Annotated in this window: 17 protein-coding genes; 3 read left to right on the forward strand and 14 right to left on the reverse strand. The window is 71.6% G+C overall.

Going from position 1 to position 20,902, the window contains the following annotated elements; translation table 11 throughout:
• The first annotated feature begins 3 nt into the window (after positions 1 to 3).
• The 3 genes from zwf to pgl are packed head-to-tail and all read left to right on the forward strand — an operon-like array spanning position 4 to position 3,424.
• The gene (gene zwf / locus ACH4EB_RS00135) at positions 4 to 1,527 is read left to right on the forward strand and encodes a glucose-6-phosphate dehydrogenase (RefSeq protein ID WP_398344960.1); all 1,524 of its coding nucleotides are present in this window, start codon (positions 4 to 6) and stop codon (positions 1,525 to 1,527) included.
• Positions 1,524 to 2,645: a glucose-6-phosphate dehydrogenase assembly protein OpcA gene (gene opcA, locus ACH4EB_RS00140; protein WP_398344961.1), complete on the forward strand. Its 1,122-nt coding sequence runs from the start codon at positions 1,524 to 1,526 to the stop codon at positions 2,643 to 2,645. Before zwf ends, opcA begins: the two co-directional genes overlap by 4 nt.
• Positions 2,642 to 3,424, forward strand: coding sequence for a 6-phosphogluconolactonase (pgl, locus tag ACH4EB_RS00145; RefSeq protein ID WP_398344962.1), 783 nt, complete (start codon positions 2,642 to 2,644; stop codon positions 3,422 to 3,424). The genes opcA and pgl overlap by 4 nt, the downstream gene beginning before the upstream one ends.
• Before the next feature lie 347 nt (positions 3,425 to 3,771).
• On the opposite strand, the gene ACH4EB_RS00150 is transcribed toward pgl, so the two are convergent.
• From ACH4EB_RS00150 to ACH4EB_RS00215, 14 genes are all read right to left on the reverse strand, one after another.
• Entirely contained in the window at positions 3,772 to 4,035 is a 264-nt protein-coding gene (locus ACH4EB_RS00150; RefSeq protein WP_398344963.1) for a hypothetical protein, read from the reverse strand.
• A complete protein-coding gene (pgi, locus tag ACH4EB_RS00155; protein ID WP_398345701.1) occupies positions 4,035 to 5,687 on the reverse strand; it encodes a glucose-6-phosphate isomerase in 1,653 nt (550 codons plus the stop codon). Before pgi ends, ACH4EB_RS00150 begins: the two co-directional genes overlap by 1 nt.
• A 215-nt stretch (positions 5,688 to 5,902) precedes the next feature.
• Entirely contained in the window at positions 5,903 to 6,238 is a 336-nt protein-coding gene (locus ACH4EB_RS00160) for an RNA polymerase-binding protein RbpA (RefSeq protein ID WP_003986538.1), read from the reverse strand.
• Positions 6,239 to 6,396: 158 nt separating this feature from the next.
• Entirely contained in the window at positions 6,397 to 6,633 is a 237-nt protein-coding gene (gene secG / locus ACH4EB_RS00165) for a preprotein translocase subunit SecG (RefSeq protein ID WP_388148656.1), read from the reverse strand.
• A gap of 133 nt (positions 6,634 to 6,766) precedes the next feature.
• On the reverse strand, positions 6,767 to 7,543 hold the full coding sequence (gene tpiA, locus ACH4EB_RS00170) for a triose-phosphate isomerase (RefSeq protein WP_398344964.1): 777 nt from the start codon (positions 7,541 to 7,543) through the stop codon (positions 6,767 to 6,769).
• Between the two features lie 6 nt (positions 7,544 to 7,549).
• The gene (locus ACH4EB_RS00175) at positions 7,550 to 8,761 is read right to left on the reverse strand and encodes a phosphoglycerate kinase (protein WP_398344965.1); all 1,212 of its coding nucleotides are present in this window, start codon (positions 8,759 to 8,761) and stop codon (positions 7,550 to 7,552) included.
• Positions 8,762 to 8,875: 114 nt separating this feature from the next.
• Complete coding sequence (gap, locus tag ACH4EB_RS00180) at positions 8,876 to 9,880, reverse strand: type I glyceraldehyde-3-phosphate dehydrogenase (protein WP_398344966.1); 1,005 nt, start codon at positions 9,878 to 9,880, stop codon at positions 8,876 to 8,878.
• Positions 9,881 to 10,051: 171 nt separating this feature from the next.
• Positions 10,052 to 13,003, reverse strand: coding sequence for a M14 family zinc carboxypeptidase (locus tag ACH4EB_RS00185; RefSeq protein ID WP_398344967.1), 2,952 nt, complete (start codon positions 13,001 to 13,003; stop codon positions 10,052 to 10,054).
• A 1,023-nt stretch (positions 13,004 to 14,026) separates the two neighbouring features.
• Positions 14,027 to 15,016 carry a DNA-binding protein WhiA gene (gene whiA / locus ACH4EB_RS00190; protein ID WP_003987139.1) on the reverse strand — a complete coding sequence of 330 codons (990 nt, stop codon included), beginning with the start codon at positions 15,014 to 15,016 and terminating at the stop codon, positions 14,027 to 14,029.
• A complete protein-coding gene (yvcK, locus tag ACH4EB_RS00195) occupies positions 15,007 to 16,074 on the reverse strand; it encodes a uridine diphosphate-N-acetylglucosamine-binding protein YvcK (protein ID WP_398344968.1) in 1,068 nt (355 codons plus the stop codon). Before yvcK ends, whiA begins: the two co-directional genes overlap by 10 nt.
• A complete protein-coding gene (rapZ, locus tag ACH4EB_RS00200; protein ID WP_398345702.1) occupies positions 16,071 to 17,033 on the reverse strand; it encodes an RNase adapter RapZ in 963 nt (320 codons plus the stop codon). The genes yvcK and rapZ overlap by 4 nt, the downstream gene beginning before the upstream one ends.
• A gap of 26 nt (positions 17,034 to 17,059) precedes the next feature.
• The gene (uvrC, locus tag ACH4EB_RS00205; protein ID WP_398344969.1) at positions 17,060 to 19,141 is read right to left on the reverse strand and encodes an excinuclease ABC subunit UvrC; all 2,082 of its coding nucleotides are present in this window, start codon (positions 19,139 to 19,141) and stop codon (positions 17,060 to 17,062) included.
• 175 nt (positions 19,142 to 19,316) lie between these two features.
• Positions 19,317 to 20,213, reverse strand: coding sequence for a hypothetical protein (locus ACH4EB_RS00210; protein ID WP_398344970.1), 897 nt, complete (start codon positions 20,211 to 20,213; stop codon positions 19,317 to 19,319).
• Positions 20,214 to 20,217: 4 nt separating this feature from the next.
• Positions 20,218 to 20,868, reverse strand: coding sequence for a papain-like cysteine protease family protein (locus ACH4EB_RS00215; protein ID WP_398344971.1), 651 nt, complete (start codon positions 20,866 to 20,868; stop codon positions 20,218 to 20,220).
• Positions 20,869 to 20,902 lie beyond the last annotated feature (34 nt).

Genomic DNA, 20,902 nt, shown 5'->3' on the forward strand with positions numbered 1-20,902 from the left:
ACTTTGTCCAGCAGCAATCCGCTGCGTGACGCTGCAGACCGACGGCTCCCGCGTATCGCGGGGCCGTCGGGCCTGGTCATCTTCGGTGTCACGGGCGATTTGTCCCGTAAAAAGCTGATGCCTGCCGTCTACGACCTGGCCAACCGCGGGCTGCTGCCGCCGGGCTTCTCCCTCATCGGCTTCGCCCGCCGCGAGTGGGAGCACCAGGACTTCGCGCAGGAGGTGTACGAGGCCGTCAAACAGCACTCCCGTACGCCGTTCCGCGAGGAGGTCTGGCAGCAGCTCGTCCAGGGCTGCCGGTTCGTCCAGGGCAACTTCGACGACGACGAGGCCTTCGAGACCCTCAAGGACACCATCGAGGAACTCGACAAGGCCCAGGGCACCGGCGGCAACTTCGCCTTCTACCTGTCCGTGCCGCCCAAGTTCTTCCCCACCGTCGTCCAGCAGCTCAAGAAGCACGGCCTGGCCGACCAGCAGGGCGACTGCTGGCGCCGCGCGGTGATCGAGAAGCCCTTCGGCCACGACCTGGCCAGCGCCCAGGAACTCAACCGGATCGTCCACGAGGTCTTCCCGCCCGAGTCGGTCTTCCGCATCGACCACTACCTCGGCAAGGAGACCGTCCAGAACATCCTGGCGCTCCGCTTCGCCAACACCCTCTTCGAGCCGCTCTGGAACCGGTCCTACGTCGACCACATCCAGATCACCATGGCCGAGGACATCGGCATCGGCGGCCGGGCCGGCTACTACGACGGCATCGGCGCCGCGCGCGACGTCATCCAGAACCACCTGCTCCAGTTGCTCGCGCTGACCGCCATGGAGGAGCCCGCCTCCTTCGACGCGGACGCGCTGGTCGCCGAGAAGACCAAGGTCCTGGGCGCCGTACGGCTCCCCGCCGACCTGGGCAAGGAGACGGTGCGCGCCCAGTACGCAGCCGGCTGGCAGGGCGGCGAGAAGGTCGTCGGCTACCTGGAGGAAGAGGGCATCGACCCCCACTCCCGGACCGACACCTACGCCGCGATCAAGCTGGAGGTGGACAACCGCCGCTGGGCGGGCGTCCCCTTCTACCTGCGCACCGGCAAGCGCCTGGGCCGCCGCGTCACGGAGATCGCGGTCGTCTTCCAGCGCGCGCCGCACTCCCCCTTCGACCACACCGCCACCGAAGAGCTGGGGCAGAACGCCCTGGTCATCCGCGTCCAGCCGGACGAGGGCGTCACCATGCGCTTCGGGTCGAAGGTGCCCGGCACCTCCATGGAGGTACGGGACGTCTCGATGGACTTCGCGTACGGCGAGTCCTTCACCGAGTCCAGCCCGGAGGCGTACGAGCGCCTCATCCTGGACGTGCTGCTCGGCGACGCCAACCTCTTCCCGCGCGTCGAGGAGGTCGAACAGTCCTGGCGGATCCTCGACCCGATCGAGGAGTACTGGGACCGGCACGGCAAGCCCGCGCAGTACCCGGCCGGGACCTGGGGACCGGACGAGGCGGACGAAATGCTCGCACGAGACGGACGGAGCTGGCGTCGGCCATGAAGATCGATCTGACGGAAACCACGGCCAGCAAGGTCAACAAGGCGCTGGTCCAGGGCCGTCGTAGCATCGGCACCCCCGCCATCGGCATGGTGCTCACCCTCGTCATCGTCACCGACGAGGAGAACGCCTACGACGCCCTGAAGGCCGCCAACGAGGCATCCCGCGAGCACCCCTCGCGCACCCTCGTCGTCATCAAGCGCGTCAGCCGGTCGCCCCGCGACCGCGCCAAGGCCCGCCTGGACGCCGAGGTCCGCGTCGGCGCGGACGCCGGAACGGGCGAGACGGTCGTGCTGCGGCTGTACGGCGAGGCCATCAACCACGCCCAGTCCGTGGTGCTGCCGCTGCTGCTGCCGGACGCGCCGGTCGTCGTGTGGTGGCCGGTCAACGCCCCGGTGGACGCGGCACGCGACCCGCTCGGCGCGCTCGCCCAGCGGCGCGTCACCGACATGTACAGCGCCGAGAACCCGATCCGGGAGCTGGCCGAGCGCGCCGAGGCGTACTCCCCCGGCGACACGGACCTGTCCTGGACCCGCATCACGCCCTGGCGCTCGATGCTGGCGGCGGCGCTCGACCAGTTGCCCTGCGAGGTCGCCGAGGTCGAGGTCGAGGGCGAGGAGTTCAACCCCAGCGTCGAACTGCTCGGCATGTGGCTCGCGGACCGGCTGAACGTACCGGTCCGGCGGCTGCTGTCGGCCGGCCCCGGCCTGACGGCCGTCCGCATGGAGACCGACTGCGGCCCCGTTGCGCTGGACCGCGCGGACGGCTCGCTGGCCACGCTCGCCATGCAGGGCCAGCCGGACCGCAACGTGGCGCTCAAGCGGCGCGAGACCGCCGAACTGCTGGCGGAGGAGCTGCGCCGGCTCGACCCGGACGACACGTACGCCTCCGCGCTGAAGTACGGCGTGGACCGGCTCGGCGAGCCGCAGCGGGCCCAGACGCCGCTGGCCGCGAAGGCGGCTCAGTCCTCCGACGAGCCGGCGGATGCCGCGGATGCCGCGGGCGCGGCGGATGCGGCGGACGCCACGTCCGAGGCGTCGGAAGCGCCCGCGCCCAAGGCCAAGGCGCCCGCCAAGAAGTCCGCCTCCAAGAAGGCGGCCTCGAAGGCGGCCTCCGAGTGAGCGCGCCGCAGGTCGTCGTCCACCGCGACAAGGAACTGATGGCCAAGGCCGCGGCGGCCCGGCTGATCACGAAGATCGTGGACGCCCAGGCCGCCCGCGGCTCCGCCTCCGTCGTCCTGACGGGCGGCCGCAACGGCAACGGGCTGCTCGCGGCCCTCGCCGAGGCGCCCGCCCGGGACGCGGTGGACTGGTCCCGCCTCGACCTGTGGTGGGGCGACGAGCGGTTCCTGCCGGACGGCGACCCGGAGCGCAACTACACGCAGGCCCGCGAGGCCTTGCTGGACAGCGTTCCGGTGGACCCGGCGCGGGTGCACGTGATGGCCCCGTCCAACGGCCCGTACGGCAACGACGCGGACGCCGCGGCCGAGGCGTACGCGGTCGAACTGGGCGCCGCGGCGGGTCCCGAGGACCACGGTCCCGTCCCGTCCTTCGACGTCCTCCTGCTGGGCGTCGGCCCGGACACCCACGTCGCGTCGCTCTTCCCCGAGCTGCCCGCCGTACGGGAGTCGGAACGCCCGGTCGTCGCCGTGCACGGCGCGCCCAAGCCCCCGCCCACCCGTATCTCGCTGACCCTGCCCGCGATCCGCGCGGCACGGGAGGTCTGGCTGCTCGCGGCGGGCGAGGACAAGGCGAAGGCCGCGGCGATGGCGCTCTCCGGCGCCGGGGAGATCCAGGCCCCGGCGGCGGGCGCCTACGGCCGCAGCCGCACGCTGTGGCTCCTCGACGAGGCGGCCGCGTCGCAACTGCCGCGGGGGCTGTATCCCCCGGCGTCAGCCTGAATACGGCCAACGGCCCCGTTCCCTCATGGGAGCGGGGCCATTGCCGTACCGCCCGGCTTTCGACGGCCGGTGACGGGCCGGGCGCCGTGGCCGACTCACTGCCGACGCGAAGTAGCGCCCGCCCCGCACCCGGACACGGGACCGGGCCTCCAGACTCCGTCCTACGGCCCGCCCCCTCCCGCCGGAACAGCGACCAACGGCCGGTGGGGGCAGGCGTCCCCCCACCCACGTACGTGGCAGCCTGACACGTACCGGAAGGGTCGGGACCGGAGGACGAAGCCTGGAGGGCCCGGGCCCGCGCCGCCGCAGGGCGGGGAGACGGGCCGCCGGCGGGCCCCCTCAGGTCGTCACTGTCGTCGTTCGCGTTCCTGGCGGACCATCGCGTTGGCGAGGTGGCCGGGGTCCTGGAGGTCGCCGACGGCTACGCCCTCGACCTGCGTGTCATGGGTGTCGTACCGGCCCAGGGCGTGCTTCTTGTCGCCCTGTACGGCTTCGAGGTGACGGGTCGCCACCTCCCGCTGCTCGGCCTCCGGGCGGGCCTGGAGCCAGCCGCGGTTCTCCGGGGTGAGGAGGTCCAGGAAGTCGGTGACCACCTCGTCGGCGCCCGCCATCAGCGCCCCCGCATCGCGCGGTACGTGGCGACCAGGGACTTCGTCGAGGCGTCCAGACCCTCGACCTCCGCGCCCTCGGTCAGCGCGGGCTCGACCCGCTTCGCCAGGACCTTGCCGAGTTCGACGCCCCACTGGTCGAAGGAGTCGATGTTCCAGATCGCGCCCTGGACGAAGACCTTGTGCTCGTACAGCGCGATGAGCTGGCCCAGTACGGACGGTGACAGCTCCTCGGCCAGGATGGTGGTGGTGGGGCGGTTGCCCTGGAAGGTCTTGTGCGGGACCAGTTCCTCGGGGACGCCCTCGGCCCGTACCTCGTCCGGGGTCTTGCCGAAGGCCAGCGCCTGGCCCTGGGCGAAGAGGTTGGCCATCAGCAGGTCATGCTGGGCCACCAGGCCCGGCTGGAGGTCCTCGACCGGCTTGGCGAAGCCGATGAGGTCGGCCGGGATCAGCTTCGTGCCCTGGTGGAGGAGCTGGTAGTAGGCGTGCTGGCCGTTGGTGCCGGGTGTGCCCCACACGACGGGGCCGGTCTGCCAGTGCACCGGGTCGCCGTCGCGGTCCACGGACTTGCCGTTGGACTCCATGTCGAGCTGCTGGAGGTACGCGGTGAACTTGGAGAGGTAGTGGCTGTAGGGGAGGACGGCATGGGACTGGACGTCCCAGAAGTTGCCGTACCAGACGCCCAGCAGACCGAGCAGGAGCGGGACGTTCTCCTCGGCGGGTGCGCAGCGGAAGTGCTCGTCGACGAGGTGGAAGCCGGCCAGCATCTCGCGGAACCGCTCCGGGCCGATCGCGACCATGAGGGAGAGGCCGATGGCGGAGTCATAGGAGTAGCGGCCGCCGACCCAGTCCCAGAACTCGAACATGTTGTCGGTGTCGATGCCGAAGTCCGCGACCTTCTCGGAGTTGGTCGACAGCGCGACGAAGTGCTTGGCCACCGCGTCCTCGCCGGCCCGCAGACCGGTCAGCAGCCAGTTGCGGGCGGAGGTGGCGTTGGTGATCGTCTCGATGGTGGTGAAGGTTTTCGAGGCGACGATGAAGAGCGTCTCCGCGGGGTCGAGGTCGCGGACGGCCTCGTGCAGGTCGGCGCCGTCCACGTTGGAGACGAAGCGGAACTGCATGTCGCGGTGGGTGTAGGCGCGCAGCGCCTCGTACGCCATCGCCGGGCCCAGGTCGGAGCCGCCGATGCCGATGTTGACGACCGTCTTGATGCGCTTGCCGGTGTGGCCCTTCCACTCGCCCGAACGCACCCGGTCGGCGAAGATCTGCATCTTGCGCAGCACGGAGTGCACGGCGGGGACGACGTTCTCCCCGTCGACCCGGACGGAGGCGGACTCGGGGGCGCGCAGCGCGGTGTGCAGCACGGCGCGGTTCTCGGTGACGTTGATCTTCTCGCCGCGGAACATCGCGTCCCGCAGCCCGGCGACGCCCCGGGCCGCCGCCAGCTCGCGCAGCAGGCGCAGCGTCTCGTCGGTGACCAGGTGCTTGGAGTAGTCCAGGTGCAGGTCGCCGACCGTGAGGGTGTAGCGTCCGGCGCGCTCCGGGTCCTGGTCGAACAGCTCGCGCAGTCGCACCTCCCCGAGCTGCTCCCGGTGCTTGCTCAGCGCGGTCCACTCAGGCGTCTGGTCGAGCCTGCTGCGGCCTTCTGCGTTCATCTCGGACATCAGCCTTCTTCTTCTCGTACCGGCCCCGCCACCTTCCAACCTAATTGATCAGGGAGCGGGATGAGGTGTCCCCCCGCTGTCGGTGCCCCGGGAAACGGACAGGGCACCTCGCGCCGGTGTCCGGCCCGTCCGGCCGGACACGCGGACGGCCCGGCCTGGAGGGCGGCGTCCCTCCGGCCGGGCCGGTCGTGGTGTGTGCTGGTCCGTCAGATCTCTCCGCGGAGCTTGGCGAGGGCCTCGGCGAGGATCGCCTCGCCGTCGGCGTCGCTCCTGCGCTCCCGGACGTACGCGAGGTGCGTCTTGTACGGTTCGGTGCGCGGCGGGTCCGGCGGGTTGTCCCGGTCCTTGCCTGCCGGGAAGCCGCAGCGCGGGCAGTCCCAGGTGTCAGGAATCTGCGCGTCGCCGGCGAAGCTGGGCTGAGTCTCGTGCCCGTTCGAGCACCAGAAGGAGATGCGGATGCGCGGTGCGGACTCGCCCCGCTCCGCCTCCCCCATCGGCCCCGCCCCGACCCGACTTCCTCGGATCGCGTTGCCACTTGCCACGGTTGTAACTCCCTGCGTAATGGTGCTGCGAAGCATCGAACAGCAGTCGCGCTGCGAGCGCCCCAGTCTACGTAAGGCCCAACGCGCGTCCAGTGACAGGAGTTACACCCCCACCGAGGACGCCGCCCTTCATGATAGGCCGCGTCCTCGACGGCATGTCAGCCGTCCAGCTTCATCAGGACGCCGAGTACGACGATGCAGGCGAACCAGAGCAGGGCGATCACGATGGTGATGCGGTCCAGGTTGCGTTCCGCGACGGAGGAACCGCCGACCGAGGACTGCATGCCGCCGCCGAACATGTCGGACAGGCCGCCGCCCTTCCCCTTGTGCATGAGCACCAGCATCATCAGCAGCAGGCTGAAGACGATGAGGGCTACCGAGAACCCGATGACCACGGCTGGACCAACTCTCTAGGACTGACGGACGGGACGTACCGAAGAAGATCGAATGGTACGGGGCCGGGCGGCGCACACGGCACCGGGCCCGGCCCCGACAGGGTACGACGGGCCTGGCCCGTCGTCATAGCTGCTACTGGTCGCGGAACCGGACGATCTTGACGAACTCGTCCACGTCCAGCGCCGCGCCGCCGATCAGCGCGCCGTCCACATCCGGCTGCGCCATGATCGCGGCGACATTGCCGGACTTGACCGAGCCGCCGTACTGGATGCGGACCTTGTCGGCCAGCTCCTGGCTGTACAGCTCGGCGAGGCGGCGGCGGATCGCGCCGCAGACCTCCTGCGCGTCCTCGGGCGTGGCGACCTCGCCGGTGCCGATGGCCCACACGGGCTCGTAGGCGATGACGACGGTCTCGGCCTGCTCGGCCGGGATGTCCTTGAGGCCGCCGTCGACCTGGGCGAGGGTGTGCGCGACCTGGTTGCCGGCCTTGCGGACGTCCAGGCCCTCGCCGACGCACAGGATCGGGGTGAGGCCGTGCTGGAAGGCCGCCTTCACCTTGGCGTTGCAGATCTCCTCGTTCTCGCCGTGGTACTGGCGACGCTCGCTGTGCCCGACGGCCACGTAGCTGCACTTGAGCTTGGCCAGCATGGCGCCCGAGATCTCACCGGTGTACGCGCCGGAGTCGTGCGCCGAGAGGTCCTGGGCGCCGTACTTGATCTTGAGCTTGTCGCCGTCGACCAGCGTCTGCACCGAACGCAGGTCGGTGAAGGGCGGCAGGACCGCGACCTCGGTGGCCTCGTAGTCCTTGTCGGCGAGTGCGAAGGCGAGCTTCTGGACGTGCGCGATGGCCTCAAGGTGGTTGAGGTTCATCTTCCAGTTGCCCGCCATCAGCGGGGTACGGTCAGTCACGGTTCTTCAGTCCTCCAGAGCGGCGAGGCCGGGGAGCGTCTTGCCTTCGAGGTATTCGAGGCTGGCGCCGCCACCGGTCGAGATGTGGCCGAAAGCATTCTCGTCGAAGCCGAGCGAGCGCACGGCCGCGGCCGAGTCGCCGCCGCCGACGACGGTGAAGCCGTCGCAGTTCAGCAGGGACTGCGCGATGGCGGTGGTGCCGCCCGCGTAGTCGGGGTGCTCGGCGACGCCGACCGGGCCGTTCCAGAACACGGTCTCGGCGTCGGCGATCTTCGAGGCGAACAGCTCGCGGGTCTTCGGGCCGATGTCCAGGCCCTCCTTGTCGGAGGGGATCTTGTCGGCGTCGACCGTGACGTAGTCGGCCGGGGCCTTCGTCTTCAGGTCGGGGAAGTCGGCCGAGGCCAGGATGTCGACCGGCAGGACCAGCTCGACCCCGTTCTTCTCGGCGCGCTCCATGTACTCGGTGACGGTCGGGATCTGGTCCTCCTGGAGGAGGGAGATGCCGACCTCGTAGCCCTTGGCCTTGAGGAAGGTGTACGCCATGCCGCCGCCGATCAGCAGCCGGTCGGCCTTGCCGAGAAGCTGGTCGATGACGGCCAGCTTGTCGGAGACCTTGGCGCCGCCGAGCACGACCACGTACGGGCGCTTGACGTCCTCGGTGAGCTTCTTCAGGACGGTGACCTCGGCGGCGATCAGGTCGCCGGCGGCGTGCGGCAGGCGGGCCGGCAGGTCGTAGACGGAGGCGTGCTTGCGGTGCACGGCGCCGAAGCCGTCACCGACGTACACGTCCGCGAGGGCCGCGAGCCGGTCCGCGAAGGCGCCGCGCTCGGCGTCGTCCTTGCTGGTCTCGCCCGGGTTGAAGCGCAGGTTCTCCAGGACGGCGACCTCGCCCTCCCCGAGCCCGTCGACGACGGAGCGGGCGGACTCGCCGACCGTGTCCGTGGCGAAGGCGACGTCGCGGCCGATCAGCTCACCCAGCCGCTCGGCGGCGGGGCGCAGCGAGAAGGCCGGGTCGGGGGCGCCCTTGGGGCGGCCCAGGTGGGAGGCGACGATCACCTTGGCGCCGAGCTGGGCCAGCTTGGCGATCGTCGGCTGGACGGCGCGGATGCGGCCGTCGTCGGTGATGGTGGTGCCGTCCAGCGGCACATTCAGGTCCGCGCGGACGAAGACCCGCTTGCCGGACAGCCCTTCCCGGGCGAGATCGTCGATCGTCTTCATGCGAAGTGACTCCGTTGCGTAGGTCGGTCATGGGAGGGGGCCCGTACGGCGCTTCCGTGCGCCCTACGAGCCCCTTCCGCACATCTACGTGCCCTGGCCTTGGTCAGGCAGGTGTCAGAGCTGGCCGCCGACGAAGGTGGTCAGGTCCACCAGGCGGTTGGAGTAGCCCCACTCGTTGTCGTACCAGCCGATGACCTTGACGCTCTTGCCCTGCGCCATCGTCAGGGAGGAGTCGAAGGTGCAGGAGGCCGGCCAGTTGACGATGTCCGAGGAGACGATCGGGTCCTCGGTGTACTCCAGGATGCCCTTGAGCTGGCCCTCGGCCGCCTTCTGGAACGCGGCGTTGATCTCGTCCTTGGTGACCTCGCGGTCCAGCTCGATGACCAGGTCGGTCACGGAGCCGGTGGGGACCGGGACGCGCATGGCGATGCCGTCCAGCTTGCCCTCGAGCTGCGGGAGGACCAGCGCGGTGGCCTTGGCGGCACCGGTCGTGGTCGGGATGATGTTCTCCGCGGCGGCGCGGGCGCGGCGCAGGTCCGAGTGCGGGAAGTCCAGGATGCGCTGGTCGTTGGTGTACGCGTGGACGGTCGTCATCAGGCCCTTGACGATGCCGAAGTTCTCGTCGAGAACCTTGGCCATCGGCGCCACGCAGTTGGTGGTGCAGGAGGCATTGGAGATGACGTGGTGGTTGGCCGCGTCGTACTTGTCCTGGTTGACGCCCATCACGATCGTGATGTCCTCGCCCTTGGCGGGCGCGGAGATCAGGACCTTCTTGGCGCCGGCCTGGATGTGCTTCTCGGCGTCGGCCTTCTTGGTGAAGATGCCGGTCGACTCGATGACGATGTCGGCACCCAGCTCGCCCCAGGGGAGGTTCGCCGGGTCGCGCTCGGCCATCGTCTTGAAGGTCTGGTTGCCGACCGTGATGGTGTCGTCGGTGTGGCTGACGTCCTGCTTCAGGCGACCCAGGATGGAGTCGTACTTCAGCAGGTGAACCAGGGTGGCGTTGTCGGTCAGGTCGTTGACACCGACGATCTCGATGTCCGCACCCTGCTCCAGGAGCGCGCGGAAGTAGTTGCGACCAATGCGGCCGAATCCGTTGATGCCTACGCGGATCGTCACGAACCGATCTCCTCGTTGGTGCGCCGGTTCAGTACCGGCGAGCTGTATGGGATGTCCCCGACCGCCTCCGACCCTACCCCCAATACGAGACGTACGTGACATTGACAGGGGCGGTCCGGGCCCACTCTGGGGCCACGGGCCGCCCTGTTCGCCGAGAGAGGACGGGCGCGGTCAGCCGTCGAGCGCCCGGAGCGCCACGCCGGTCAGTTCCGCCCGGTCCGCGGCGGTCTGTACGTGCTCCAGACCGAAGCCCAGCAGCACGGTGTCGCGCGTGGTCACCGCGCCGGCGGCCCGGAACAGCTCCTTGGAGCGGGCCCAGTCGCCCGTGGCGTGCGGGCTGCCGGCGGGCGGGCCGGGGACGGTCCAGGGCCCGAGCGAGGTCTCGAAGCCCTCCAGCGGCTCGCCGCCGGTGCCGGTGGTGAGCCGGGTGTTGTCGGCGAAGACGCCGCGGCCGCCGGCGCTGGGGTCGGTGATGGAGGAGAGCGCCAGCTCGACGCGCTGCCCGGCGTAGGCGGACAGGTCGACGGCGACCGGTCGCCAGCCGTCCGAGGCGCCGGTGAAGCGGTGCCACGCGCCGGTGGTGCCGGTGTTGCGGCACTCGGTGCCCGTACGGGTCAGGTAGTGCCGGAGGAAGGGGTGGGCGGCCAGGTAGTAACCGGCCCCGCACTCCGCGGGTACGTCGGTGCCGGTGCCGCCGTTCGCGTCGGGCAGCGTCGTCCAGTCGTCCTGGCCGGTGGTGTGCGCCTCGACGACGGCGTTGTCGTACCCCGCCTCGGTGTCGTGGCCGAGCATGAACCGGAGGACGGGCTTGTCGCTCGCGGACACGCCGGTCAGGTCCACGGTCCGGGTCAGCCGCATCCAGGAGGAGTCGCGGTGCCGCGCGGCGGCGAACCAGTCGCCCTCGTACGGCTGGAAGGGTGTCCGTACTCCCGGGTACTCGCCGGCCGCTGCGCTGGCGAACTGCGGGAACGTGGCCGGTGGCAGCTCGTCGGAGATCACCGGGTGGGCGCCCGCGGAGTCCAGCGGGTTGCCGGGCGCGTCGCCGAGCTTCACCTCGGCGCCGGCGAGCTTGCCGGCGCCTTGGAAGGAGGGCGGGTTCCCGACCGGGACCCGGCCGCCGGCGCCCAGGTAGTACTGGCTGAAGTCGTCGGTCACGGCCCGGCCGACCACGGCGCTGCCGCCCGCCTGCTCACCCGCGGCGATCAGCTTGCCGCCCTCGTTGAGGTAGTCGCGTACGGCCAGGAGAGTGGTGCCGCCCGGCCGGCCGGCGCCCGTGTACCAGACGACGTTCTCGAAGTGGCTCAGGACGCCCAGCGCGTCCGGGGATCCCTGCCGGGCGACGTCCCAGACGGCGGCGCGGTGGCCGTTGGCGGCGAGGGCCTCGGTGTAGGCGGCGGTGTGCCGCGCGGGGGTGGTGCCGCCCTCCTCGGCGAGGACGAGGGTGTCGGCGCGCGGCCGTTCGGCGACGGTGTAGGTGAAAGGTTCACTCTCGGTGGCCTCGCCGACGCGGGTGCGGCCGGAGAACCAGACCTCGACCTCGTCCCCCGGCCCGGCGCCCTCGACGGACGCCCGGTACTGGTCGAAGTGCAGGTTGTCCTCACCGCCGTACGTCTCGCCGCCCTCCCACGCGTCCAGCTCCTCGGTGTGCCGGCGGCCACCGTTGACGCGGTAGTTCAGCTCCTTGTCGCGTACGGACTTGCGGGCGGTGACGGCGACTTCCTGATCCTCGCCCCGGGCGTAGGACGTGCTGAAGGCGTGCGGGGTGAAGTCGGGCGCCGCCAGGCCCACGGACGAGACGGGCCGGTCAGGGCGCCGAGCGCTCTCGGCGACGGAGAGCGCGAAGGGGATGTTCTTCTCGAACTCCGCCTGGATGAGCTTCTCGGAGTCGGGGAAGCTGAAGACGGACGGGCAGTCGGCGGCGTGCCACTCGTCGTCGGGGTCGGCGTTGGACACCGTCTGGCAGGTGGACATCTCGGGGGTGAACATCGGGATGCCGTTGACGTTGGAAGCGTGGCCGTCGGCCTCGCCGTTGGTGATGTACAGCTCGGAGGAGACCTGCGGGCGGTAGCCGGGAATCGCGGGCTTCTCCGGGGTGCCGGCCAGGGCCCGGTAGAGGACGTCGTCGGGTGTGGGGGTGGCCACCTGCCAGCCGACGCCGTAGAGGATCAACTCCGCGGCGGAGTGGTAGTTGACGGCGTATCGGAAACCGATGCGCTTCTCGAAAGCGTCCAACGCCTTGGTCTCGGGCTCGGAGGCGGCGGCCGGGCCACGGTAGGTCTCGCCTGCCGGATTCGGGGACGAACCCTCGTTGTCGTAACCCCACTTGTAGGTGAAGTTGCGGTTGAGGTCGACGCCGTCGCCGGGCGTGATCCGGCCGTCGCCGTTGTTGTCGCGCAGATTCTTGCGCCACAGCCGGTTCTTCGGGTCCTCGAAGGTGTAGTCGTAGCCGTCCGGATTGGCGGAGAGCACGAACCACAGCTCGGTGGTGTCGAGGATCTTCGTCAGCCGCGGGTCCTTGCCGTACCCGGCCAGGTAGTACTGCATCAGCCGGCGGGTCATCTCGGGAGTGATCCACTCCCGGGCGTGCTGGTTGGACATGTACAGGACGGCGGGCTTGGACCCGTCCGCGGTCCGGTCGGCGTTCCCGGTCAGCTTCAGGGCCATGATGTCGCGGCCCTTGACGGTCTTGCCGATGCTGACGGCCTTCGCGAGGTTCCGGTGGTACCGGGCGGTGTCGATCATCTCCTTCATCAGGCCGTTGACACCTGTGTACGGGCGGAAGACCCGGTCGCCCTGCGCCTTCAGCTTGCGCTGCGCCTCGGCAGGAACGATTTTGCGCGTCAGGTCCACGCCCTGCCGGCGCAGCGCGTCGGCCTGCGCGGCCGAGAGATACACCTCGACCTCCGCCTTACCGGTCCTCGGCACCCGCGCGCTCAGCTCGTGACCGTCCACTCCCGCCTTGAGCAGCAGCGGCACCTGCGCCTGGGTGACCTCGGCCGTCCAGACCGCGACAGCGCTCCGCTCCCCCGCGTCCCCCACCCGCGCCTGCGCGGTCGGCGCCGCCACCACCCCTCCCAGCAGCAACGATGCCGCCGCGAGTAAGGATCTCGCCCTGCGTCTCATGAGCCCCCCTTGCCGTCGTCCCTCTCGTGAATAGGCGTTCGACAGACTGGTGACGCTGCATGATCATGTCAATACAGAGTGTGGCGAAAGCGAGGTGTGGCCGAGAAGCTCCCCGGTCGACGCGGCGCAACCGTGAACCGGCGGCGCCCGGACGTGGCCCTCAGCCGGGCGGGACGCCTGGACGGACAGGCCGCGGACGGCGATGCGACCTCCTGGCCGGATGGCGAGCCCGGCGGCGAGACCGGCAGCGAGACCGGTCGGAGTCGGCGCGCCTACGGGGGCGAATCGAACGCGATCATCCTCCCAGCGGGGGCCTACCCAGAGGTAACGCGGCCAAAGCTCTCCGGCCGCAGGCACAACAAGCGCCTGCGGCGGGGGCCGGTCGACGAACACCGGCTCGGCCCGGTCCCGGGATACGACCAGCCGGCGAGGGGCGAGCGGACCGCGGAGCCGGAGTCGGTACCGGTGCCCCGCAGGTCACGGTCCGAACTTCTGACGTCCGTCATCGGCGCGGGCCCGGGCCCTACGGACTCCGTCCTCCGGTCCCGACCCCTCCCGTACGTGTCAGCCTGCGGCGGCGAGGGTGGGAGGACGCCTGCCCCCACCGGCCGGTGGCCGCTGTTCCGGCGGAAGGGGGCGGGCCGTAGGACGGAGCCTGGAGGCCCGGTCCCGTACCAGCCTGCGGGGCGGCGGCTGCCGGTGGGGGGGACGGGCCCGGGCCCTCCAGACTCCGTCCTCCGGTCCCGGCCCCTCCGGTACGTGTCAGCCTGCGGCGGCGAGGGTGGGAGGACGCCTGCCCCCACCGGCCGGTGGCCGCTGTTCCGGCGGAACGGGGCGGGCCGTAGGACGGAGTCCGGAGGCGCGGTCCCGGGACCGGGGTCGCGGGGGCGTCGCTCGGTACGGTGCGTGCAGCAAGCTTGGTCACGCTGCCGGGTGCCGTGCTGTGCCCATCGCTTCGGGGTAGGAACCGGACCGGCCCCCGCCCCGTGCGGCCGGGCCCGGTGTCGCGCTCGCGTGGTCGGGTCAGCCGACCATCCCGTCGGCCATCTCCTCCGACAGGTTGGATTCCGTGCCGGGGATGCCCAGGTCCTGGGCGCGCTTGTCGGCCATCGCCAGGAGGCGGCGGATGCGGCCGGCGACCGCGTCCTTCGTCAGTGGCGGGTCGGCGAGGGCGCCCAGTTCCTCCAGGGACGCCTGCTTGTGGTCCATGCGCAGGCGGCCGGCGGCGGCGAGGTGTTCGGGGACCTCCTCGCCGAGGATCTCCAGGGCGCGCTGCACCCGGGCGCCCGCGGCGACCGCGGCGCGGGCCGAGCGGCGCAGGTTCGCGTCGTCGAAGTTGGCGAGGCGGTTGGCCGTGGCGCGGACCTCGCGGCGCATCCGCCGCTCCTCCCAGGCCAGTACGGACTCATGGGCACCCAGGCGCGTCAACAGCGCGCCAATCGCATCACCGTCACGGACGACCACGCGGTCCACCCCACGCACCTCGCGGGCCTTGGCGCCGATGCCCAGCCGGCGGGCCGCGCCGACCAGGGCGAGGGCCGCCTCGGGCCCCGGGCAGGTGACCTCCAGGGAGGAGGAGCGGCCGGGCTCGGTGAGCGAGCCGTGCGCGAGGAAGGCCCCGCGCCAGGCCGCCTCGGCGTCACAGGTGGCGCCCGAGACCACCTGCGGGGGCAGGCCCCTGATGGGCCGGCCGCGGCCGTCGACCAGGCCGGTCTGGCGGGCGAGCTGGTCGCCGCCGGCCACGACCCGTACGACGTAGCGGCTGCCGCGCCGCAGTCCGCCGGGGGCCATCACCACCAGGTCGGAGGAGTGGCCGAAGATCTCCAGGATGTCCTTGCGCAGCCGCCGGGCGGCGATGCCCGTGTCCAGCTCCGCCTCGATCACGATGCGCCCGCTGACCAGGTGCAGACCGCCCGCGAACCGCAGGATCGACGAGACCTCCGACTTCCGGCAGCAGGTCCGGGTGACGGGGAGCCGGGAGATTTCATCCTTCACCGCTGCCGTCATCGCCATGGGCCGATCCTTCCATGCATCCGAAAAATACGGTCGTACGCGGCGGCCAGCAGCTCCGGGTCGTGCCGGGCGGCACCCTTGTGGGTCTCCGCCGTGCCGCAGGGGCTGCCGGGCGCGGCGACCTCCGCCAGCTCGACCTCGCTGCCGACGAGCTGCTTGGCAGCGACGGTCAGGCTCTCGATGTCGGGCACGGCGGCCCGGTCGGCCAGCACCACGTCGAAGGCGAGTTTAGGGGCGTGTCGGGCCAAAACCTCCAAATGACGCTGCGGGGAAAAGCCATCGGTTTCGCCCGGCTGGGGTGCCAGGTTCAACGAGAGGACCTTGCGGGCCTTGGTCTCCTCCAGCGCTTCGCGCAGCTCGGGCACGAGCAGGTGCGGGATGACGGAGGAGAACCAGGAGCCGGGGCCGAGCACCACCCAGTCCGCGTCCCGGACCGCGGCGACGACCTCGGGCACCGCGGGCGGGTCCTCCGGGACGAGGTGTACGGACTGCACCTCGCCCGGGGTCAGCGCGACCGTGGCCTGGCCGCGGACCGTGGAGATCTGGTCCGGGCGGGTCTCGTCGTGCCCCTTGACCAGGGCCTGGAGTTCCAGTGGTACGGCGGACATGGGCAGCACCCGGCCGTGGGCGCCGAGCAGCTTGCCGACCAGGTCCAGGGCCTGGACGTGGTCGCCGAGCTGTTCCCACAGGGCGACGATGAGGAGGTTGCCGACGGCGTGGTCGTGCAGCTCGCCCTCGCTGGTGAAGCGGTGCTGGATCACCCGGGACCAGGTCTGGCCCCAGTCGTCGTCCCCGCACAGCGCGGCGAGCGCCTTGCGCAGGTCGCCGGGCGGCAGGACGCCCAGTTCGTCACGCAGCCGCCCGCTGGAGCCGCCGTCGTCGGCGACCGTGACCACGGCGGTCAGGTCGCCGGTGATGCGGCGCAGCGCGGCCAGCGAGGCGGACAGGCCCATGCCGCCGCCGAGCGCCACGACCTTGGGTGTGGCGCCCCTGCCGGAGCGGCTGCCCGGGACCAGCTTGCGGACCCGGCGCAGCCGCAGGGGACGGCTGGCGGTCATTCGCGCCCCATGTCCCGGTGGACGACGACGGTCTCGACGCCTTCGGAGACCAGGCGGTGGGCGAGCTTCTCGGACATGGCGACGCTGCGGTGCTTGCCGCCCGTACAGCCGACCGCGATGGTCACGTACCGCTTGCCCTCGCGGCGGTAGCCCTCGGCGACGATGCGCAGCAGCTCCGCGTAGCCGTCCAGGAACTCCTTGGCGCCGGGCTGGCCGAAGACGTAGCCGGAGACCTCGTCGTTCAGGCCGGTGTACGGGCGCAGCTCCGGGACCCAGTGCGGGTTGGGAATGAACCGGCAGTCGATGACCATGTCGGCGTCGACCGGCAGGCCGTACTTGAAGCCGAAGGACATGACCGTGGCCCGCAGCTCGGGCACCTCCTCGCCGGCGAACTGGGCGTCCATCTTGGCGCGCAGTTCGTGGACGTTCAGGCTGGAGGTGTCGATGACCAGGTCGGCGTCGCCGCGCAGCTCGCGCAGCAGGTCGCGCTCGGCGGCGATGCCGTCCACGATGCGCCCGTCGCCCTGGAGAGGGTGCGGGCGGCGCACCGACTCGAAGCGGCGCACCAGGGCCTCGTCGGAGGACTCCAGGAAGACGATGCGGCGCTTGACGTTCTGCGCGTCGAGGGTGGCCAGGGACTCCTTGAGGTTGTCGAAGAAGCGCCGGCCGCGGACGTCCACGACGACGGCGATCCGCGCCACGTTGCCCTGCGAGCGGGCGCCCAGCTCGACCATGGGCGGGATCAGCTCGGGCGGGATGTTGTCGACGACGAACCAGCCGAGGTCCTCCAGGCACTTGGCGGCCGTGCTGCGGCCGGCCCCGGACATCCCGGAGATGATCACCAGCTCGGGGATGGCGGCGCTCTCGCCCGCGTCGGCATCGCGCGTCGTGCCCGTACTCACCTGTGCACCGTCTCTCTCGGTCGTGCGGGGGCGCCGCGTGTCGTGCCGGTCCCGCATGTCGTGCCTGTTCTGCTCGGTCGTGCTCATCGTTCCCCCCGTTCTGATGACAACGCGGCCGGAGGGGTCGCGTCATCCTCAATGATCTCTCCTGTGGCGGTGTTCACCGCCGGGGCGGCCGGGGCCGCCGCGGCCAGCGCCGCCGCGATCGTCTCGGCCGTCTTGCGGCCGATGCCCGGCACCTCGCAGATGTCCTCGACCCGCGCGGCCCGCAGGCGCTTGACCGAGCCGAAGTGCTTCAGCAGGGCCTGGCGGCGACTCTCGCCGAGGCCGGGGACGCTGTCCAGTGGCCCGGCCTTGAGGCGCTTGCCGCGCTTGTTGCGCTGATAGGCGATGGCGAAGCGGTGGGCTTCGTCACGGACCCGCTGGAGGAAATAGAGGCCCTCACTGCTGCGGGGCAGTACGACGGGGTCGTCCTCGTCGGGCACCCAGACCTCTTCGAGGCGCTTGGCCAGGCCGCAGACGGCGACGTCGTCGATGCCCAGCTCGGACAGGGCCCGCTGGGCGGCGGCGACCTGTGGCTGTCCGCCGTCGACGACGACGAGCTGGGGCGGGTAGGCGAAGCGCTTGGGCCGGCCGTCCTCGTCGGTGGGGCCGGTGGCCGGGGGCGCGTCCCCGTCGGCGGGGCCGGTGGGCGCGGGCGCCTCCCCGTCGGCGGGCTGCGCGTCCTGTCCGGCGGGCGTCTCCTCGTCCCACTCCCCGGTCTGCTGTTTCTCCTGGAGGTAGCGCCGGAAGCGGCGGCCGATGACCTCGTGCATGGCCCGGACGTCGTCCTGGCCCTCGAAGGTCTTGATCTGGAAGCGGCGGTACTCGCTCTTGCGGGCCAGGCCGTCCTCGAAGACGACCATGGAGGCCACCACGTCGTCGCCCTGGAGGTGGGAGATGTCGAAGCATTCGACGCGCAGCGGCACCGAGTCCAGGCCGAGGGCCTGGGCGATCTCCTCCAGGGCGCGGGAGCGGGTGGTCAGGTCGGAGGCGCGCTTGGTCTTGTGCAGGGCCAGCGCCTGCTGGGCGTTGCGCTGGACCGTGGCCATCAGGTCCTTCTTGTCGCCGCGCTGCGGAATGCGCAGCGAGACCTGGGAGCCGCGGCGGCCGGTGAGCCACTGCTGGACGGGCTCGACCGGGTCGGGCAGCGCCGGGACCAGCACTTCCTTGGGTACGGCGTCGCCGCTCTCCTCGCCGTAGAGCTGCTGAAGGGCGTGCTCGACGAGGGCGGCGCTGTCCACGTTCTCGACCTTGTCGGTGACCCAGCCGCGCTGGCCGCGCACCCGGCCGCCGCGGACGTGGAAGATCTGGACGGCCGCTTCCAGCTCGTCCTCGGCGAGGGCGATCAGGTCGGCGTCGGTGGCGTCGGCGAGCACCACGGCGCTCTTCTCCATCGCCCGCCGGAGCGCGTCCAGGTCGTCGCGCAGGCGGGCGGCGCGCTCGTACTCCATCTCCTCGGCCGCCTCCTGCATGGACTTCTCCAGGCGGCGGAGGTAGGCGCCGGTGCGGCCGGCCATGAAGTCGCAGAAGTCCTCGGCCAGTTCGCGGTGCTCCTCGGCGGAGACGCGGCCGACGCAGGGGGCCGAGCACTTGCCGATGTAGCCGAGCAGGCAGGGGCGGCCGATCTGCGCGGAGCGCTTGAAGACCCCGGCGGAGCAGGTCCGTACGGGGAAGACGCGCAGCATCAGGTCGACGGTCTCGCGGATGGCCCAGGCCTGGCCGTACGGGCCGAAGTAGCGCACGCCCTTCTTCTTGGCGCCGCGCATCACCCGGACCCTGGGGAATTCCTCGTTGAGGGTGACGGCCAGATACGGATAGCTCTTGTCGTCGCGGTACTTGACGTTGAACCGCGGGTCGTACTCCTTGATCCAGGTGTATTCGAGCTGGAGCGCCTCGACCTCGGTGCTGACGACCGTCCACTCGACGGAGGCCGCGGTGGTGACCATCGTGCGCGTACGCGGATGGAGGTTGGCCAGGTCCTGGAAGTAGCTGGACAGGCGCTGGCGCAGGCTCTTGGCCTTGCCGACGTAGATGACGCGGCGGTACTCGTCACGGAATCTGTAGACCCCGGGCGAGTCGGGGATCTGTCCCGGCTTGGGTCGGTAACTGCTGGGGTCTGCCATGCCGCCCACCCTACTTGGGGGCGGTGACAGCGGGCGGCGGCGGGCGCGTACGCCGGTGGTGCGGCAGGGCGTCCGCGCCGTGGGGCGGACGGCGCGGACGCGGTGTGCCGGGCGGCTGGGGGCCGCCCGGACCGGTGCGGGTCCGGGGGCCGGGCGGGGCCGCCCGGACCCGGGATCAGCGGCTGTGGCGCCTGCGCACCGCCGCGGCGCCGGAGAGGCCGAGGGCGAGCAGGGCGGCGGTGCCCGCGACGGCCGAGGCGGCGGTCACCGGGCCGCTGCTGTCGCCCGCCGTGGCGCCGGCCGCGACGGGCTCCCCCTGCGGGCCCGCCGGGGTGGCCCCGTCGCCCGCGCCGGGCGTCCGGGGGCCGTATCCGCCCGCGGCGCCGCGCCGGTCGTACGCGGAGCCGGGCAGCTTGTCGCCGTACGCCTTCGCCACGCGCTTCTGGTACGCGGCGACGGTGGTGCCGCCCGCGCCGACCGCCTTGCGGGCCTCGGCGTCCAGCGGCCGGACGCGGTCGCCGCGCTGCTCGTACCACGCGTTGATCTGCGGTTCCTGGAAGACCGTGCCGCCGTCGCCGGCCGCGCTGTAGCGGGCCTCGTCGTCGCCGGTCGCGATGTTGACGACCTTCCAGGCGCCGCCGGTCTCGGCGGTCCACACGGACGCCTTCTGCCCGTCGGCGGAGACCGCCGTGCTGGCCAGGAACTCCAGCCGGGAGACCGGCGCCCCGGCCTCGCCGCGCACGAAGTCGGCCGAGAGCACGTACACGGGCACGGTCCGGCCCTCGATGCGCGGCCGCGCCTGCGCCCGGGCGACCGCGCCGTCCCGGGCGAAGAAGCGGGAGAGCGTCGCGAGGGTGTCCGGCGCGGTGGCCGCCGTGCGGGCGGCGGTGACGGCCGACGCGGCGGGCGCGGGCGGCGGCGCGGGGGCGGCGGCCAGCGCGCTCTGCGGCGCGAGGCCGAGGACGGCGGCGGTGAGCGCGCCGGTGGCGGCGGCCCGTATGGCGGTGCGGCGGGCCGGGGTGCCGCGCCCCGCGGCGGTGGCGGATACGGCCGGAGCGCTGTGCTCGGTCATGGCCTCAGGCTCCGATCCGGTAGAGGGAGTGGGTCCAGGAGAAGGAGTTGCCGTTGACGTAGTAGTTGTAGTCACCCCAGTTGTAGCGGCTGTTGGACCCCCACGGATCTCCCCAGTACACCCAGTTGTTCGCGGTGTCGAAACCGTAGATCACGTGCATGTGCCCGCCGCCCGAGGACCACTGGATGCGGGTCTCGACGGGGCGCCCCGCGTTGATCTCGCTCTGCACGGTGCCGTAGCGCAGGTAGCCGGTGACGTACGAGCCCGGGTTGATGCCCATCCAGTCGAACGCGTTCTGCACGTTGCCGAGCGTGGCCTGGTTGTTGGGGCAGGTGCTGCCCTGCTGGCGGTTGAAGGCCGCGTTGCAGAACTGGTTCTGGCTGTAGCGCTTGCCGTAGAAGGTGGCGATGGTGTTGCCGGACGCGGCCCAGCACCAGTTGCTCTTCTCCTGGGCCTGCATGGTGATGTTGAGCCGGCCGGCGGCCAGCACGCCCTGTGGGGCGGGCGCGGCGACCGCGGCCTGTGCCGTCGTGCCGGTGGGGGCGGGCGCGGCGGTGGCGGGTGTCGCGGGTACGGCGGCCAGTGCGGCGGCCGACAGTGCCGCGGCCGACAGCCATCTGCGGCGCGAGCCGCGTATGCGTGGTGCGCAGGTCATGGCGTTCCTCTCCCGAATGAGGGGGTGGGGATGG

This window comes from Streptomyces sp. NPDC018045 (genome assembly GCF_044327445.1).
Lineage (GTDB): Bacteria > Actinomycetota > Actinomycetes > Streptomycetales > Streptomycetaceae > Streptomyces.